Consider the following 14,832-nt stretch of genomic DNA (forward strand, 5'->3'; position numbering starts at 1 on the left):
TAACCTCAAAAGTATTCCGTTCCGTCAGCCGTATGGCGTCGCGTCATGGTTGCTCTGTGCCATTTGGCCAGCACCCTGCGATACGGGGCTCACAGTTTCTTCACATACCGCGTTTAAGCGCGTTATAGACTGTGCGGCCTCTGTCTTCGACTTCACTGGCAAATGGTAAGAGAGTGAACACTGTTGATCTGCCGCCTCGCCCCATTTAACACTCAGTTTCCCTTGATCTTTATCTACTCGGGCATAAATCTGTCCGCCCTGACCTACAGAGCCCACGCTGTTGCCCTTGCTATCTACAACATTTGCACCGAAAGGCACCGGCTCACCGTTAAGCGTTGAAGTCACCAGCACTGGCGTTCCGCGACGGGTGTTATACTTCAGCATGACCACAGCACCCGAGTAAGGCGCAACTTTCTGTGAAGTATTCTCCAACTCAACATCGTTGGACATTCCCTTAGGATCGATACTGACTTCGTTTAGCGCATAAGGGTTCATGTAAGGCACTGCGGCATAACCAAACCGGTCTACATACACCCCCGGATAAGAAGAAACCGCCGCGCCTGCTGCGCCTTTTGCTTCAACTATCGCCATTGTCTCAGAGGTATAAGGCGTCAACGTAATCCCCCCCGGGTGAGCAATGACCGTCCCCGTTAAGCCCATAGAAGCACCCTGGTAATGTTTCCCGGCGCTATAGGTCGCGTTCATCGACGTCATCTGGCTACGATACTGCCCATTTACCGAACCGCTGCTGCCCGTTCCCTGGTTAGCGTTCATGGCCGTTACACCATAGCTATACTGGTTGTTCGCCCCCCCCGTACCGGAGATAGTGGCTTGTTCCCCATAACGCCCGTTATTGTCATGGCTAAGATCGAGTCGAACTTGCGGCGTATGCACACTATCAGCACGTCCTAACGGCATACTAAAACTGAGCAGATAGTTGTTTTGCGCTCGCCCGTAATTCGAGAAGCTACGGCTCATCGTCAGCCCATAAGTCAGACGTTTATAGCTGTTGTTGTAACCGACCTGAAATTGGCTATCACTTCCCTCTTTATTCCAGTAATTCTGTACTGAACCACTGGCATAAAATTGTCCCCAGTTATCCGGTAAACCCTGGCCTGCAGTCACGGTAAAGCGGTTCTTCGCGCGCCAGACCGTATCAGGGTTCAGACCATCAGCAACCGCATCACGCGTTTGCATTGCGGTCATATAATCCATATAGCCGTTAGTAGAAAAGCGATAGGCGGCCAGCGACAGATTACTGTTGGTTTCGCTGATGGCTTTGCTATAACTGATCTGATAGCTTTGTCCACTCAGTGTATTGCCGGATTGAACTCGGCCTGATTCATCGCTGTTTTTGCCCAGATGAGTACGTGCCTGAGTGGCGTCAAAAGCCAGCGCACCAATTGGCGTACCCAGTGCCACACCTAACTGTAATGCGTAATAATTCTGGCTCGCCTGCACACCACCATAGCCGGTGATGGCATTGGTTAGTCCGCGCTGATAAACCGCCTGATACAACGCTGGCTTGCCACGAATATTTTCATTACGGGCTTCACCCAGCGTCACGGAATAACGGGATGACCCCGGACGTAAAAGCTGCGCCACAGAGGCATACGGCACCAGGAAAGTCTGCTCACTACCATCGGCCTCATGAACAGTAACTTCGAGGTTACCGCCGTAGCCGGTGGGGTACAGGTCATTGATCAGAAACTCGCCGGGTGTCACCGTGGTTTCATAAATGGTCTGGCCACTCTGTTTTACCGTTACCCGCGCATTTGTCCGGGCAATACCGTGGATATCCGGCGCGTAACCGCGTTGTGATTCTGGCAACATACGTTCGTCACTTGCCAGTTGAATACCGGAGAACGGTAAGGTGTCGAATACCTGTCCTTGCGTGTTCGATTGCCCCATTAATACCCGACCCTGTAGCGCAGGAATATCACGCTGCAAATAGGTGTTAATAGTGTTGTATTGTTTCGGGCCATTATCCATCCAGTTATAAGAACCGTTATGGCGTAAATACCAGGCACCGATATTCAATCCGGCATTTAATCCGGCATAAAAAGAATTTGTTGATGTTCCGCGTGAACGATTGTTATAGCCATTGAGGTTATAACCGACGAATGCGGCAGGCACACCGCTATCCCACAATGCCGGGCTAACGCTGCCACGAGCCAATTTATTAATATAAATTTGTGGGATCGTGATATCCAAACGCTGTTCACCACTATCAAAGCTAATCTGCGTTTCAGGCAGTTGTTTTTCCAGATCGACACACTCTTGCCCGGCAACCCCGGCACTGAGCGCATTCGCCGGAAGCTTTTCATAATTAAAAGGAATATTTTTTAATAACGAGGGCGTCAGGCAAGGAAAAACCGTTTTATCCTCACGTGCAATAAACTTAATTTCTTCATTGCTAATCAGCTGTTTATTGACATAAACCGCAGTACGATAAACACCGGGTAATGCTGAGGCTCCGTTGGCAAAGCGTGTTAAATCCACAGAAGTATTGTTGGCCAGGTTGAGAAATGAGGGATCAAACTCCACATTCTTCGCTATTTCTTGTGTCGCCGCTGGCATAACTTCGGCCCATACTGTCGCTCCTGGCAACGCCGAAAGTAAAGCGATAACGAGCGGCGACATCTTCCATGAATATCCATCTCGAGAAAATTTACGCATGATGATCCCTTTCAACCCTTGATGCTGAAATAATTAAGAACTGCTGAGAATATTATTTAATCGTGCTTTCGAATTTATTTATCGCGCCGTAATCATTGACAAATTCGCCGCTAATTTTACTTCCAGATGAGGCGGCTAATTTAAATGTACGCGTTGATTTAGGTGCTACCATCTCTCCCTCAGCCTGCTTACCATTCGCAGAAATCGTTACCAGCGATACGTAATAGGGCGTTGGGTTTGTTGCCTTCACGCCACCAGAAACAGCCTGCCAGGTCAGTTCAGTACCAGCATCATTCGCATTACCCTGCAGTCCGGTTGGGCGATAGAACAACTTGATACGAGAACGGAAAGCCAGTTGCAGAAGATTCTCGGTGGTTTTAGCCTGCTTTTTAGCCGGAATCTCTAATACATTCAGCCAGAACACACTTTCACGATCGGCGGGCAGTGATGTTGCCGTAGAGCTGATGCGCAGTGTTTGACCTTTAGCCGGATCGACACGATTCATCGGCGGAGTAATAATGAACGGAACTTTAATCGAATCGGGCTTAGCCTCGACGTCGCCGGTATCAATCCAACTCTGGATGAGTACCGGATTAGAACCCACATTACTTAACTTAACGGTGACTTCTTTAGCATCAGACGGATAAATAACGCGAGTTCCACTGATGATGATACTGGCATAAGATGTTGCACTCGCCAGACACAATGCAAACACACTGATAATATTGAATATCCAGGCAAACTTCTTCATACAACACCTCATTAAGAAAAAAGTAGAGAGGGCGAACCCTCTCTTGAGAGACACAATGTTACTTATTTGTACTGAACAGAGTAGATCACGTTGCTAACAACGGTACCGGCAGTGGTTTTACCGTTCGCATAGTACTCAACGTGGTAAGGCAGATTAGCGGAACCAGAGCTAACATCAACATAAGTGGTGTTTTTAGTCTGATTTGAGTTACCCGCTTTGATAACTTCGTTAGAAGCATTTGAACCATCACGCAGCTGCAGGCTAACATTGGTCGCGCTACCAGAAACGTTTTTCAGGCGGCCAGTCACCAGGTCAACAGATGAACCCGCTTCGAAGAATGCAGAAGCAGTTTTCAGCGTGCCTTCACAGTTGCTCAGAGCCATATTAAAGCCAGTCTGACCAGCAGTCTGACCTGCTGCAGTCAGTTGGTTAATACCAACAGTTGGCAGTACGATGGTCGCATCAGCAGCCTGACCATCAACAATTACGTCACACGTCGTGGCGGTTAACTCGCCGTTAAAAGTGATGGTACCGGTTGACGCGGCCTGAGCATTAACACCAGCGAAAGCAGCAACAACAGCAGCAGCAACGATTAACTTTTTCATGATATTTCCTTTTCAATTACGACATTTTATTTAATTAAATAAATCCATTTTCCATGTAATGGATCTACATTCAGGTTCACCATCTAAGGTGTGTTTTTCTCTACGGAAGTCTTATTCTTCAGATAGAGATGCTACTAATACTCAATCGTTTTCTTATAGTAGAGAGGCGTAACAGCCCCTTCACGAATAAAGAATCCTTTCGTCTCGACACGTATAATAAAATCATTCGGAATGCCTACTGCATTTAACCGCTGCCTGAGCGCCTGCATGACTTGCCACAATCTTTGTGTTGATGAGCTAAGTTCATACTTGTCCCAAACGTTAAGTAAAATTTCATCATTCTGAATAACTTTTCCATTCGCGTTTTCAAGTAAATAAGCCAGTAAACGCATCATGGTTTTTCTCAGGGTAATAATGTTACCGCCCCTGGATAGTCCTACAGCGTTGATGTTTATTATTCTGTTATGAACAATATCAACCTGTACATCCGGATGAATGAAATACCCAAAAACCTGTCTATTAGCATCATTCATCCTTTCCTCCTTTTTATTACTACTCCTTTCATATCCTCACCTAAACAAACAGGAAGCAATTTACTGCTATTTACCCGCTGTTATTTTCGGTCGGATATACTATGCGCTTAACTGTAATGTTGACAATCACATCAAAAACTCACAGTAAACCGCTAAAACACCCTCCTTTATAGATTATTCCACTGAAAAATCCGAAAACAATCAAAATTTAATTCTGCACAATAAGGATAATGCAACACCTTAAACCAATCGCAATCACATTCAAATCATCAAATGATTATGCTGTTTTTGATTCTATATAGAGAGAATAAAACCGCCTCACATTTATTATGAAAGTTTTGATGTTTACTGTTAACATAATCGAAACATCAATCTCATCTATAATTTATCTAAAACTTTTATCTATTCAGGAAAGCGTGTTGCCCCCTGTTGATGAGATAAATATTATGCTTCACCAAACCTTAATAGAAGTGAAGTCGTTGTAATAAAATCTCATCCGAAACTTTATGAGAATGGTTAAATATTCCTATTGTAAATTTATATGACAATCCACATAACAAATTCGCAACAAATTTATCTTAAGTTATATTTTTCAATGAGTTATGAAGATCAGTTTTTAGCCAATGCGTATTAGAGTAAATATCACCAGAATTTACCAAGAAAGTTCTTAATTCAGCTATGATATACTTTGTGATCTTAATAAGGTCACAATAAACGCGGTTAAGATGCCGTTAAGAGGCTGACAAGCAGGATTTCATCTATGAGTAAAGGTTATTTGATTAACAATACCCTCGAATTTTGGCCAGAAGATCATCTGCTGGTCTCGAGAGGTGCAGAACGCAAGACAATTTCAATCAATGTTCCTGCCAGTCGGTGCTTTTTATTAATCCTGGAGAGAGAAGGAGAGCTCATACCACAGCTCGACTTTTTCAATTTTGTGTGGGGAGAAGCGGGAGAAAATGTCCCGCCTAATACGTTATACCAGAACATATCCATACTAAGAAGAGGGTTGAAGGCAGTAATGGAACAGCCTACTGATTTGGTTGTTACTGTGCCTAAGCAGGGATTTAAGCTGAGTGACGGAACTCATGTTATTGTGCTGGAAAGTGAAAACGATCCCGAACTTAACATATCCCTTCCCGAAGAAATTAACGGACAGATAAATACTCTATCATCGGAGAATGAACTACCATCTGAGCCGACAGCTCTGCCATCCGGAAATTTTCGAAAATGGTACGCCATGCTCGCTATATTGTTATTACTGATCACTGCCGTACATTACTATCTGCTAAACCGGGAACATGTTTACCCCTACTTTGATAATTACACGGCGCTGAAGAACAGCGGGCAGTGCCATATATATGTTAACAGCGATGCCGAAGATTACTCGGTGCATCAGAAAGCCCTGCAAATGATCAATCTCAATTGTCGACGTTATCCCTATGTTTATCTCTCCGCTTACAAGGTTATGCCCTCCGTATCATTCATTACCTGTAACCGGCCATTCGACGATCAGAAACAGACGTTAAGTTGTGCTTCCTATAATTTGCGTGGGGTTCATTTACCATGAAAAAACCCATCGTTTACATGCTCACTTTGGTTGCTGTTTTCTTCATAGGAAATACAGCAATGCATGACAGCGAAATAAAAGATGATAGCCCATTTAGCTGTACTGCCCGTTATACCACGCAGATGAATGACGTGCAGATAAGCGCTATCATCCGTTTTATATTTAATAACGGTGACGGTATTGCTACTCTTGACGGCAGCATGATCGATGGCCCTGGCCCACAAAAAACCGTGAGCAGAAAAGTGTTGTTTAAATACCAGCGAGAAAATACCAGTTACTTTCTCACAACAACCAATGCCATTACCCAGCTAGATGATGACAGCAATACCGATGAACTGAAGAAAAACATACCCGACTTTTATCTCATGAAGGATGGCACAATAAATTTCGGCATCTATCCACTGAAGCAAAAAAGTTACCTATTCACCACGCGTAAAATTCCTTTTTTTTACTGCAAAACATAGTCTACTGTCCGTACGTCAGCAGAGCGGCCTCAGCCACATATCGCTACCGCTCTGCTGTTATGTTCTCCTTCCCCGCTTCGGCCTTCATCATCATTTACTGCTGTAGCCTCGCCCACCGCTAACCGCTAAGAATACCGTTGCCGCCGCATAAAGGTTCTCATTCGACTCTTTCTGTTCGCACCATGCTATGTCTGCAAAAAAAGGTGTCCGGCTATCCCACTCACAACCGGCGCTCGCGAATAAAATCGACAAAAGCCTTTAACACCGTTGGTAGCTGACGCCGGCTGGGGTAATAGAGATATAGCCCAGGATACGAAGGACACCAGTCTTCAAGTACCCGCACCAATCGCCCATCTGCTAATGGCGCGGTCACCAGTTTCTCGAAAGCATAAGCAATGCCTCCACCATACAATGCGGCCTCAACCGTTAACCCCATATCGTTTAGCGTAATCGGTCCGTTCACTTCGTTGTCCAGCTTCACACCCTCTTTTTCAAACTCCCACCTATACAGGCTTCCGTTGGAAAAGCGCAGGCGAACACAGGGAATACCAAGCAAATCTTTAGGGTGCAGAGGAACCGGATAACGCGTAAAAAATGCAGGCGTAGCGACTACCGCTGAACGCATATAACCGCCAATAGGGATTGCCACCATATCCGCATCGACCGTTTCACCAAACCTGACCCCGGCATCAAAACCCTCTGAAACCACATCAACACGCGTATTGTTGGCATCGATCTCTACATCGACTTGCGGATACTGTGCGATAAATTCCGAGATCAGCGGCAGCAGCACTATCTGCGTCGCGGGACGTCCGGCATTAATTCGCAACGTTCCTGATGGGGTATCACGAAACTGATTCAAATCCTCCAGCGCATCGTCAATGTCACGAAAGGCAGGCTTCAAGCGGGTAAACAAGCGATTCCCGGCATCGGTCAATGCGATACTGCGCGTAGTACGGTTAAATAACCTTAGCCCTAACCGTTCTTCTATATTACGTAACGCATGGCTCAATGCAGAAGGCGTCACGCCTAACTCTACCGCAGCCCGACTCATATTCAGGTGCGTGGCGATAGTCAGCACAATCGCCAAATCATGATTAGTTACTTTTTTCATTTGTGAGTCCGATTCATGAAGCCATCACATTTTCCTGGCATTAAATCACTTATTAATCCGGAGTACAGTATTCTCAAGCGCCAAGATGAGGAGCACGTTGGCAAGGAAAAGAGTCTGCAAGTGTGGTTCATTCCCATCGCTTCCCACGGGTTGGTGCTGTTATCGCCGAAAAAACATTAAAATCTGCCGGTGGTGTCATCGCAACATCATACGATCAACAACAGTAATCGATGACCAGGACAAATATCCCCATCTGCTGGTCATTAAACTGGCTGTGATAGATAAACGCGCGGTGCAACGGCACTGGCGCAATGAAGAACGGCACAACTTAATCTGGAAATACCGGCATTCATGTGACGGTTTCGGGAGCTATCGGACGGCGAGGGCTCGTCAGCGGTAATCGGCCACGGCACCAACACGTTACTCAAATGAGCAGACTGAAGCCGAGGGATAGCCGTAAGCAAGTATATTCGCCACAATCGAGGGAGATGTTGAAAAAAATCTTATTAAGATGCTTATTAAACAGCATTAAAAACAAATGCCACAACAATTTAAAACACATTATAGGTATGCATTGGAAAATCGCAGCAATAGAATAAATGATCCTTAATTTGGCGCAATAAGGTAAATAGTCATACATGATTTCATCATCGATAAGACTATAATCCGGGTGATAACCAACAGATTTCTCGTTGAATTTGCGTTGGCTATATCCATTCCCTTCGATCACAGAGTAAGCTATGCTCACGAGTTGATGGGTTTTCGGGCTAATGCACACGTTACGCAAACAGGGAAATCGATTTGCTAATCAGGCCCCCTCCCCGCTATTCGCATTGTTTAGAGTATATTCAGATCCTATTTTCTTAGAGAGCAATCATGAATTATCGTCATTTTTTACCTGCTTTTATTCTGCTACTTGCAGGTTGCAGTGCCAACTCACTCTCCCATGCCGCAAAAAATATACGCGTTGCCACGTCCGAACCCCCTGCCAGTTGCCATTTTCTTGGCGTCGTCACGGGTTCGCAGGGGAATTTTTTAACCGGCGGCTGGACATCAAATAAAAATCTGGAACAGGGAGCATTAAATGAACTACGCAATGAAACCGCTAAATTAGGCGGCGACGTGGTTAGCCTGATCACCAACCGTGCGGGCACCACAGGCTCTGCCTATAGCGGCAGCGGCAGCTCCCAGGAAACCAACGTTGTTATGACGGGCAATGCGTGGCGTTGTAATAATCAATAAGCTGGCCGTCACCGTACTGATGCTGATATTGCCGGGATATATACAGGGCTGCTAAATCAGTGCCGATGGTTGTATAGCAAAATATAGTCACCCCGATAGCATGATGACTACGGCTCTCGGGGAGTTCATTGACTTGCCGCTGAAGGCATTAACGAGGGTATAAAAGCAGATTAATTATCTAATTCACCCATATCTTTAATCTGGTTCCGATTGATCTGGGCTTTTTTACCCGTACTTGCATCGTAATAACTTACCAGCCCCGTGCTCTTATCAATTTCTGGTTTCCCTTTCGTGATAATTGTTTGACCATCGGTGGTATGAATCGCCTGATTAGCCTGACAGCCCGCGACCAGAAAAGAAAGTAACAACGCCGGAACCATTAACTTTTTCATTTCAAACCTTATTAAGAAATATTTTACCCTTGCATTCTTATCCTTTTTTATACAACAGGGAAGAATGAAATGTGTAAATAATATTTACTGTCATGAGCTGGCATCTTTACATCAGGCGTCCGGGGAAAATACCGCTTTATTACGCTCTGTCAGCAATACCACTCGCTCTGCCATGGTCTGGCTACAACTCCTCCACTCTGCGAAAAGCAGATCGAATCCATAAACCTCCCATTCGTATCATCTTCTTTCCTGGTCAGATGCAAAACAATAGAACATCACGCCATCATTAGCCAAATCAATGAAATACTCATCCAACCCCCTTCCTTTTTCCGCCTCATACTGCTCGCGACCGACCGGGACAAACAGCACATCCTGATAATTTATTCATCGGTTATCACTATTGATGAAATAAGTCTTTATGACTTTTTAACCTGCTATAAAGACGGGGCTATGCAGGATTCTTTTTCCCTTTGGCAGGGTATTACTCAATCATAAACAGGAAATAAAAAATGCGTAAAGTGCTCCAGATGATGGTCGTTGCAGGTGGTTTTGCATTAGCAGGTTTAGCGCAGGCGACAACCGTCACAATGAATGAAGTGGATGCTGATGGCGTCGTAAAAGCAGCGGGCACCGTTGACGTAGAAGCAACGCAGTATGGCGTGCTTTTTACCCCACATTTGCAAGGCCTGCCACAGGGTATCCATGGCTTCCATGTGCATGCAAACCCAGACTGCAGCCCGGGCATGCAGGATGGTAAGAAAGTCGCAGCGCTGGCAGCAGGAGGACACTTTGATCCAGCCCACACCGGCAAGCATGAAGGCCCGTGGGGCAATGGTCATTTAGGTGACCTGCCTGCGCTCTATGTTGATTCAATGGGTAACGCTAACTATCCGGTACTGGCTCCGCGCCTGAAACTGGCAGATGTTAAAGGACACGCATTAATGGTCCATGCGGGTGGCGACAACCACGCCGACATGCCAGCCATGCTGGGCGGCGGCGGCGCACGCATCGTTTGCGGCGTGATCAAATAATGACGCTTTTCCGCCCCACCCTCGCAGCCATCATGCTCACCGCCAGCGCCAGTTCACTCGCTGCCGGTAATGTCATGCCGCCTGAAGGGGCGAAACAAGAACTGCAGGTATATGCGCGCGGCGTTCAACTCTATCGCTGCGCAGCCCCGGCCGATAACGCGTCAACAGGGAGCTGGATATTCCAGGCACCCGAGGCCGATCTGTTTAGCGATAAAGCGATGACACAGTTGGTAGGAAAGCACTATGACGGCCCGCACTGGGTCTGGCTGGACGGCAGTATCCTCGCAGGCAAACTCCTCACCTCGCAGGATTCGCCACATCCCGGCGCAATCCCGTGGTTACTGCTGGAGGGCACCAGCACAGGTCATGCGGGACGCCTTACCGGCATCCATTATATCCAGCGCGTGGATACGGTGGATGGTAATGTCGGTAACACGCGATGTGATGCGTCACGCTATGGCATGACGCTCAACGTACCCTACACCGCCACTTATCGCTTTTGGCGCTAGTCGGGCTCTCACAAAAACGGGCGGGCAGATGCTCGCCCGTTTTTTATTGTCATTAACGCGCTGCGAAAAATCAGTTATTAACCGGGATCACTGCGCCTTTATATTGGGTACGGATCCAGTCCTGAATCTCTTTGGAGCGCAGCACGCTCACCAACGCTACGATATCTTTTTTCTTCTCATCGCCGCGATGAACGGTGATGATATTGGCATATGGATTATTCTCACCGCTCTCAACTGCAATAGGATCCTTCACCGGATCAAGGCCGGCATCAATGGCATAGTTCGCATTAATCACTACCGCGTCCCCTTCATCATTGGCGTACATTTGCGGCAGCAGCGACCCTTCTACGTTCGGCAGAAACTGCAGTTTTTTCGGGTTATCCACGATATCACTGATACGAGCAGCGACTTTATCCACGCCCGGCTTCAACTTAATCACCCCTTCTTTTTCGAAGATAGAAAGAATGCGTCCCTCTTCGGCCACTGCATCACGCATGATGACCTTACCGCCCTGTGGCAGATCCTTCAGGGATTTATACTTTTTCGAATAAATACCAATAGGCTCGATATGAATCGCCCCCGCGCTAACGAAATCATAAGATTTATCATCAGCATGGTCTTTCAGCACGCTATTCAGATAGGGAATGTGCTGGAAATAGTTAGCATCGATATCGTGGCTGGCCAGTGCCGTATTCGGCAGGATGTAATCCTGGAACGGTTTAATTTCCAGATCGATACCCTGTTTAGCAAGAATTGGTTTTGCTTGCTCAAGGATCTCAGCATGTGGCACGTTGGAAGCACCAACGGTCAGGGTATCTGCCCAGGCAGAAAAGCTCAGCGTAGCTGCGGCAATCAGTGTGACGACTTTTTTCATGATGTGTGTTCTCTATTGTTTTTAACGTTTATCTAAATAAGAGGTCAGCGCGTCACCGATAAACTGGATAATAAAGACGATGATCAAAATGGTCACCGTTGCCACTAAGGTAACGTCGCTGTGGTTACGCTGGAATCCTTCCAGATAAGCAAGATTCCCCAACCCGCCAGCACCAATCACGCCCGCCATGGCGCTGTAACTCACCAGGGCAATCAGCGTAACGGTAATCCCGGACACTAACGCTGGCGACGACTCAGGAAGTAAGACGCGAAAAATCAGGGTGCTCATGCGTGCTCCCATCGAACGCGTTGCTTCAATCACCCCTTTATCCACTTCGCGCAGTGCAATCTCCACCAAACGTGCATAAAACGGTGCAGCCCCGACAATCAACGCTGGCAACGCGGCATTTGCGCCAAGGATGGTGCCTACCAGGGTTTTGGTTACAGGGATCAGTAATACAATCAGGATAATAAAGGGGATCGAACGAAAGACATTCACCACAAAAGAGATCGCCCGATACGCCAGACTATTCTGAAACATTCCACCTTTGGTGGTTAAAAATAGTGTCAGTCCCAACGCAATCCCAAGAATAAAGGTCGCGATGCCGGATAATGCCGTCATGTATAACGTTTCCTGCGTCGCGGCCAGCAGTTGTTCCCATTTCAGATGGGGAAAATATGACTCAAACACCTTTGATCACCTCGCACTGAATATCATGCTGCTTCAACCCGTCCAGAATGGCTTCCAACTGCTGCTGCGTTGCCACCACCTGTAACCAGAGCTGACCGAACGCGCCGTGAACGGTTTGCGTCATCTTGCCGTGCAGGATGTTAAATGGCAGGCCATAGCGAAGCGTTAATTCGCCAACGACGGGCTGATGTGCGCTGTGCCCGACAAAGGTGAGTTTTAAAATCGCGCCGTTGATGTCGCTAAGGAGTGCAGAGTCAAAATCATTATCGCCCTCCAACTGGCTAATCTGCCGAACAAACTGCCGGGTAATTTCTTGCTGTGGATGAGTAAAAACCTGGAGCACACCGCCCTGTTCAACCACTTTGCCGTTCTCCATTACAGCAACCCGATCGCAGATCTTACGCACGACATGCATCTCATGGGTAATCAGCACGATGGTTAAACCAAACCGGCGGTTTATATCCTTAAGTAAATCGAGAATTTGATCGGTCGTTTGCGGATCGAGTGCCGAAGTTGCTTCATCGCACAGCAACACATCAGGGTTATTCGCCAGTGCACGCGCAATGCCCACCCGCTGTTTTTGCCCGCCGCTTAGCTGTGAAGGATAAGCGCGCTCACGGCCGGTTAATCCAACCAGTTCGATCAGTTCGGCGACGCGCTTTTTGATATCGGCTTTAGGGACACCGGCGATCTGCATAGAAAAAGCAATATTTTCACTGACCGTACGCGACCAGAGCAGATTAAAATGCTGAAACACCATACTGATTTTCAATCGAGCCTGGCGTAGTGCCTCGCCCGTTGCAGCACTAATATCCTGCTCAGCAACGACAACACTGCCGCTGGACGGTTTTTCCAGCCCGTTAAGCAAACGAATCAGGGTACTTTTCCCCGCGCCACTGTAGCCGATAATACCGTATATCTGCCCGCGTTCGACGCGCAGGCTGACATTATCCACGGCGGCAATAGCATCCTTCCCCTGGTAAAAAATTTTAGAAATATTCTTCAGAACAATCATGACGTTTTACTATCCTGAGTGGCCAGTAATACGCTCAAATATACGCTGTAACGCATTATCTTTTCAGGCATTTTGGCGTTTAACAGAGAAATATACCGGAAATACGGTATTTGAGAATGAATAAAAAGACATTTCTTATGCAGGATGGCTATAAATAACGGAGCAGGCAGGCACGCCAGCTATTTTATTCCAGTACCGTCTTGTCGGTGCACACTTCACCCGCCACGCAATCCGTCACTAACATTTTTCCGTCACTCCTTCTTCATGAAAATGACATCTTTCTACGCCAGTCTGTCAACAAATGAGATCGATCTCATTCAATCAAACGAGATAAAAAATGACCGACCTGTTACGCGTTGCCCAACTTGCGGGTGTATCACGAGCCACTGCCGCACGTACCTTCTCCGAACCGGAAAAAGTACGGGAAAGCACGCGCAATAAGGTCGTCGCTGCCTCAAAAGCACTGGGCTTCCGCCCTAATTATGTGGCGCGACAGCTACGTACGCAGTCAACCCGCATTATCGGCGTCATGCTGCCCACCCTCAGCAATCCCATTTTTAGCGAGCAGCTGCAGGCAATGGAAAGCAGCGCACGCAATAACGGTTATTCGCTGATGGTCGCCACAACCGATTACGATCCCGCGCGTGAGTCAGTGGTGTTAGAAAATATGCTGCGCCAGCGTATTGATGGGCTGATCCTGACCGTCGCCAATGCCCGGGAAAGCCGGTGCCTCAGCATGCTGGAACAGGAAACACTGCCGGTCGTGCTGGTACACAACCCGGATGCTGATGCGCATTTCGTCACCGTCAGCGTGGACAATAAACGGGCGATGTACCAGGCCACTTGCCACTTACTGGCGCTCGGCCATCGGCAGATTGCCATGACGGCAGGTCCGGTACAGCAATCCGACCGTGCCCATCTGCGCTATCTGGGCTACTGCCAGGCGATGGAAGAAAACGGGCTCACCCCGCTGCCGCTGATTGAAATGGCGCATCACACCTGCGTGGATATTGAGACGCTGCGCCCCTGGCTTTCTACGCCAACGGTACTGACCGCCCTGCTCTGCTCAAACGACCTGCTGGCGCTAAGCGCCATCGGCAGCCTGCAGCGCATCGGCTATCGCATTCCTCAACAGCTCTCTGTCGTCGGTTTTGATGGTATTGCATTGGGCAGAATGGTGTGTCCTTCACTCTGTTCAGTGGAACAGCCTCAGCAACAGCTGGGCGAAGTCGCGATAGAAAGCCTGATGAAGTCTATCGCTGGTGAAGAAGTCACTTCACAGGTACTGAATTTTACGCTGCGGGACGGTGAAAGCATTGCCGTTCCACAGCATCTTTGTCGTCACACCAGGGAAACACCATGA

15 protein-coding genes are annotated in these 14,832 nt (G+C 47.5%); 6 read left to right on the forward strand and 9 right to left on the reverse strand.

The genetic code is table 11. The features are described 5' to 3' along the window. Positions 1–24: 24 nt before the first annotated feature. From J1C60_RS15185 to J1C60_RS15200, 4 genes are all read right to left on the reverse strand, one after another. Positions 25–2,679, reverse strand: a complete 2,655-nt coding sequence (locus J1C60_RS15185; RefSeq protein ID WP_375139770.1) for a fimbria/pilus outer membrane usher protein — start codon at positions 2,677–2,679, stop codon at positions 25–27. A gap of 52 nt (positions 2,680–2,731) precedes the next feature. Next, complete coding sequence (locus tag J1C60_RS15190; RefSeq protein WP_128179014.1) at positions 2,732–3,430, reverse strand: fimbria/pilus periplasmic chaperone; 699 nt, start codon at positions 3,428–3,430, stop codon at positions 2,732–2,734. 62 nt (positions 3,431–3,492) lie between these two features. Beyond that, positions 3,493–4,035 (reverse strand): fimbrial protein, encoded by a 543-nt coding sequence (locus J1C60_RS15195; RefSeq protein WP_128179015.1) that lies wholly within the window; start codon positions 4,033–4,035, stop codon positions 3,493–3,495. A gap of 134 nt (positions 4,036–4,169) precedes the next feature. Beyond that, positions 4,170–4,568, reverse strand: a complete 399-nt coding sequence (locus J1C60_RS15200; RefSeq protein WP_128179016.1) for a winged helix-turn-helix domain-containing protein — start codon at positions 4,566–4,568, stop codon at positions 4,170–4,172. Positions 4,569–5,328: 760 nt separating this feature from the next. On the opposite strand from J1C60_RS15200, the gene J1C60_RS15205 reads away from it, so the two are divergent. Beyond that, positions 5,329–6,138, forward strand: coding sequence for a winged helix-turn-helix domain-containing protein (locus tag J1C60_RS15205; protein ID WP_128179017.1), 810 nt, complete (start codon positions 5,329–5,331; stop codon positions 6,136–6,138). Then, positions 6,135–6,602: a hypothetical protein gene (locus J1C60_RS15210; protein WP_128179018.1), complete on the forward strand. Its 468-nt coding sequence runs from the start codon at positions 6,135–6,137 to the stop codon at positions 6,600–6,602. The genes J1C60_RS15205 and J1C60_RS15210 overlap by 4 nt, the downstream gene beginning before the upstream one ends. A 220-nt stretch (positions 6,603–6,822) precedes the next feature. On the opposite strand, the gene J1C60_RS15215 is transcribed toward J1C60_RS15210, so the two are convergent. Next, positions 6,823–7,716 carry a LysR family transcriptional regulator gene (locus tag J1C60_RS15215; protein ID WP_128179019.1) on the reverse strand — a complete coding sequence of 298 codons (894 nt, stop codon included), beginning with the start codon at positions 7,714–7,716 and terminating at the stop codon, positions 6,823–6,825. A gap of 876 nt (positions 7,717–8,592) precedes the next feature. Here J1C60_RS15215 and J1C60_RS15220 point away from each other — a divergent pair. Continuing rightward, positions 8,593–8,958, forward strand: a complete 366-nt coding sequence (locus J1C60_RS15220) for a DUF4156 domain-containing protein (protein ID WP_128179020.1) — start codon at positions 8,593–8,595, stop codon at positions 8,956–8,958. A 170-nt stretch (positions 8,959–9,128) separates the two neighbouring features. Here the strand turns inward: J1C60_RS15220 and J1C60_RS15225 are convergent, their stop codons facing one another. Beyond that, complete coding sequence (locus tag J1C60_RS15225) at positions 9,129–9,350, reverse strand: YgdI/YgdR family lipoprotein (RefSeq protein ID WP_128179021.1); 222 nt, start codon at positions 9,348–9,350, stop codon at positions 9,129–9,131. A gap of 509 nt (positions 9,351–9,859) precedes the next feature. On the opposite strand from J1C60_RS15225, the gene sodC reads away from it, so the two are divergent. Next, positions 9,860–10,381, forward strand: a complete 522-nt coding sequence (gene sodC, locus J1C60_RS15230; RefSeq protein WP_128179022.1) for a superoxide dismutase family protein — start codon at positions 9,860–9,862, stop codon at positions 10,379–10,381. Then, positions 10,381–10,890 (forward strand): DUF3455 domain-containing protein, encoded by a 510-nt coding sequence (locus tag J1C60_RS15235; protein WP_128179023.1) that lies wholly within the window; start codon positions 10,381–10,383, stop codon positions 10,888–10,890. The genes sodC and J1C60_RS15235 overlap by 1 nt, the downstream gene beginning before the upstream one ends. Before the next feature lie 70 nt (positions 10,891–10,960). Here J1C60_RS15235 and J1C60_RS15240 read toward each other — a convergent pair whose 3' ends face one another. From J1C60_RS15240 to J1C60_RS15250, 3 genes are read right to left on the reverse strand one after another with little or no spacing between them, the layout of a single operon-like run. After that, positions 10,961–11,764: a MetQ/NlpA family ABC transporter substrate-binding protein gene (locus J1C60_RS15240; RefSeq protein ID WP_128179024.1), complete on the reverse strand. Its 804-nt coding sequence runs from the start codon at positions 11,762–11,764 to the stop codon at positions 10,961–10,963. A 21-nt stretch (positions 11,765–11,785) separates the two neighbouring features. Continuing rightward, positions 11,786–12,454 carry a methionine ABC transporter permease gene (locus J1C60_RS15245; protein WP_128179025.1) on the reverse strand — a complete coding sequence of 223 codons (669 nt, stop codon included), beginning with the start codon at positions 12,452–12,454 and terminating at the stop codon, positions 11,786–11,788. Beyond that, on the reverse strand, positions 12,447–13,469 hold the full coding sequence (locus tag J1C60_RS15250) for a methionine ABC transporter ATP-binding protein (RefSeq protein ID WP_128179026.1): 1,023 nt from the start codon (positions 13,467–13,469) through the stop codon (positions 12,447–12,449). The genes J1C60_RS15245 and J1C60_RS15250 overlap by 8 nt, the downstream gene beginning before the upstream one ends. Positions 13,470–13,806: 337 nt before the next feature. On the opposite strand from J1C60_RS15250, the gene J1C60_RS15255 reads away from it, so the two are divergent. Further along, positions 13,807–14,832, forward strand: coding sequence for a substrate-binding domain-containing protein (locus J1C60_RS15255; RefSeq protein ID WP_128179027.1), 1,026 nt, complete (start codon positions 13,807–13,809; stop codon positions 14,830–14,832).

It is taken from the genome of [Pantoea] beijingensis, assembly GCF_022647505.1.
Taxonomy (GTDB): Bacteria; Pseudomonadota; Gammaproteobacteria; order Enterobacterales; family Enterobacteriaceae; genus Erwinia; species Erwinia beijingensis.

Coding starts and splice junctions, on each gene's coding strand:
- J1C60_RS15255 (WP_128179027.1), top strand. CDS start 13,807: ATGACCGACCTGTTACGCGTTGCCCAACTTGCGGGTGTATCACGAGCC.
- J1C60_RS15220 (WP_128179020.1), top strand. CDS start 8,593: ATGAATTATCGTCATTTTTTACCTGCTTTTATTCTGCTACTTGCAGGT.
- J1C60_RS15195 (WP_128179015.1), bottom strand. CDS start 4,035: ATGAAAAAGTTAATCGTTGCTGCTGCTGTTGTTGCTGCTTTCGCTGGT.
- J1C60_RS15235 (WP_128179023.1), top strand. CDS start 10,381: ATGACGCTTTTCCGCCCCACCCTCGCAGCCATCATGCTCACCGCCAGC.
- J1C60_RS15250 (WP_128179026.1), bottom strand. CDS start 13,469: ATGATTGTTCTGAAGAATATTTCTAAAATTTTTTACCAGGGGAAGGAT.
- J1C60_RS15225 (WP_128179021.1), bottom strand. CDS start 9,350: ATGAAAAAGTTAATGGTTCCGGCGTTGTTACTTTCTTTTCTGGTCGCG.
- J1C60_RS15240 (WP_128179024.1), bottom strand. CDS start 11,764: ATGAAAAAAGTCGTCACACTGATTGCCGCAGCTACGCTGAGCTTTTCT.
- sodC (WP_128179022.1), top strand. CDS start 9,860: ATGCGTAAAGTGCTCCAGATGATGGTCGTTGCAGGTGGTTTTGCATTA.
- J1C60_RS15205 (WP_128179017.1), top strand. CDS start 5,329: ATGAGTAAAGGTTATTTGATTAACAATACCCTCGAATTTTGGCCAGAA.
- J1C60_RS15185 (WP_375139770.1), bottom strand. CDS start 2,679: ATGCGTAAATTTTCTCGAGATGGATATTCATGGAAGATGTCGCCGCTC.
- J1C60_RS15200 (WP_128179016.1), bottom strand. CDS start 4,568: ATGAATGATGCTAATAGACAGGTTTTTGGGTATTTCATTCATCCGGAT.
- J1C60_RS15210 (WP_128179018.1), top strand. CDS start 6,135: ATGAAAAAACCCATCGTTTACATGCTCACTTTGGTTGCTGTTTTCTTC.
- J1C60_RS15215 (WP_128179019.1), bottom strand. CDS start 7,716: ATGAAAAAAGTAACTAATCATGATTTGGCGATTGTGCTGACTATCGCC.
- J1C60_RS15190 (WP_128179014.1), bottom strand. CDS start 3,430: ATGAAGAAGTTTGCCTGGATATTCAATATTATCAGTGTGTTTGCATTG.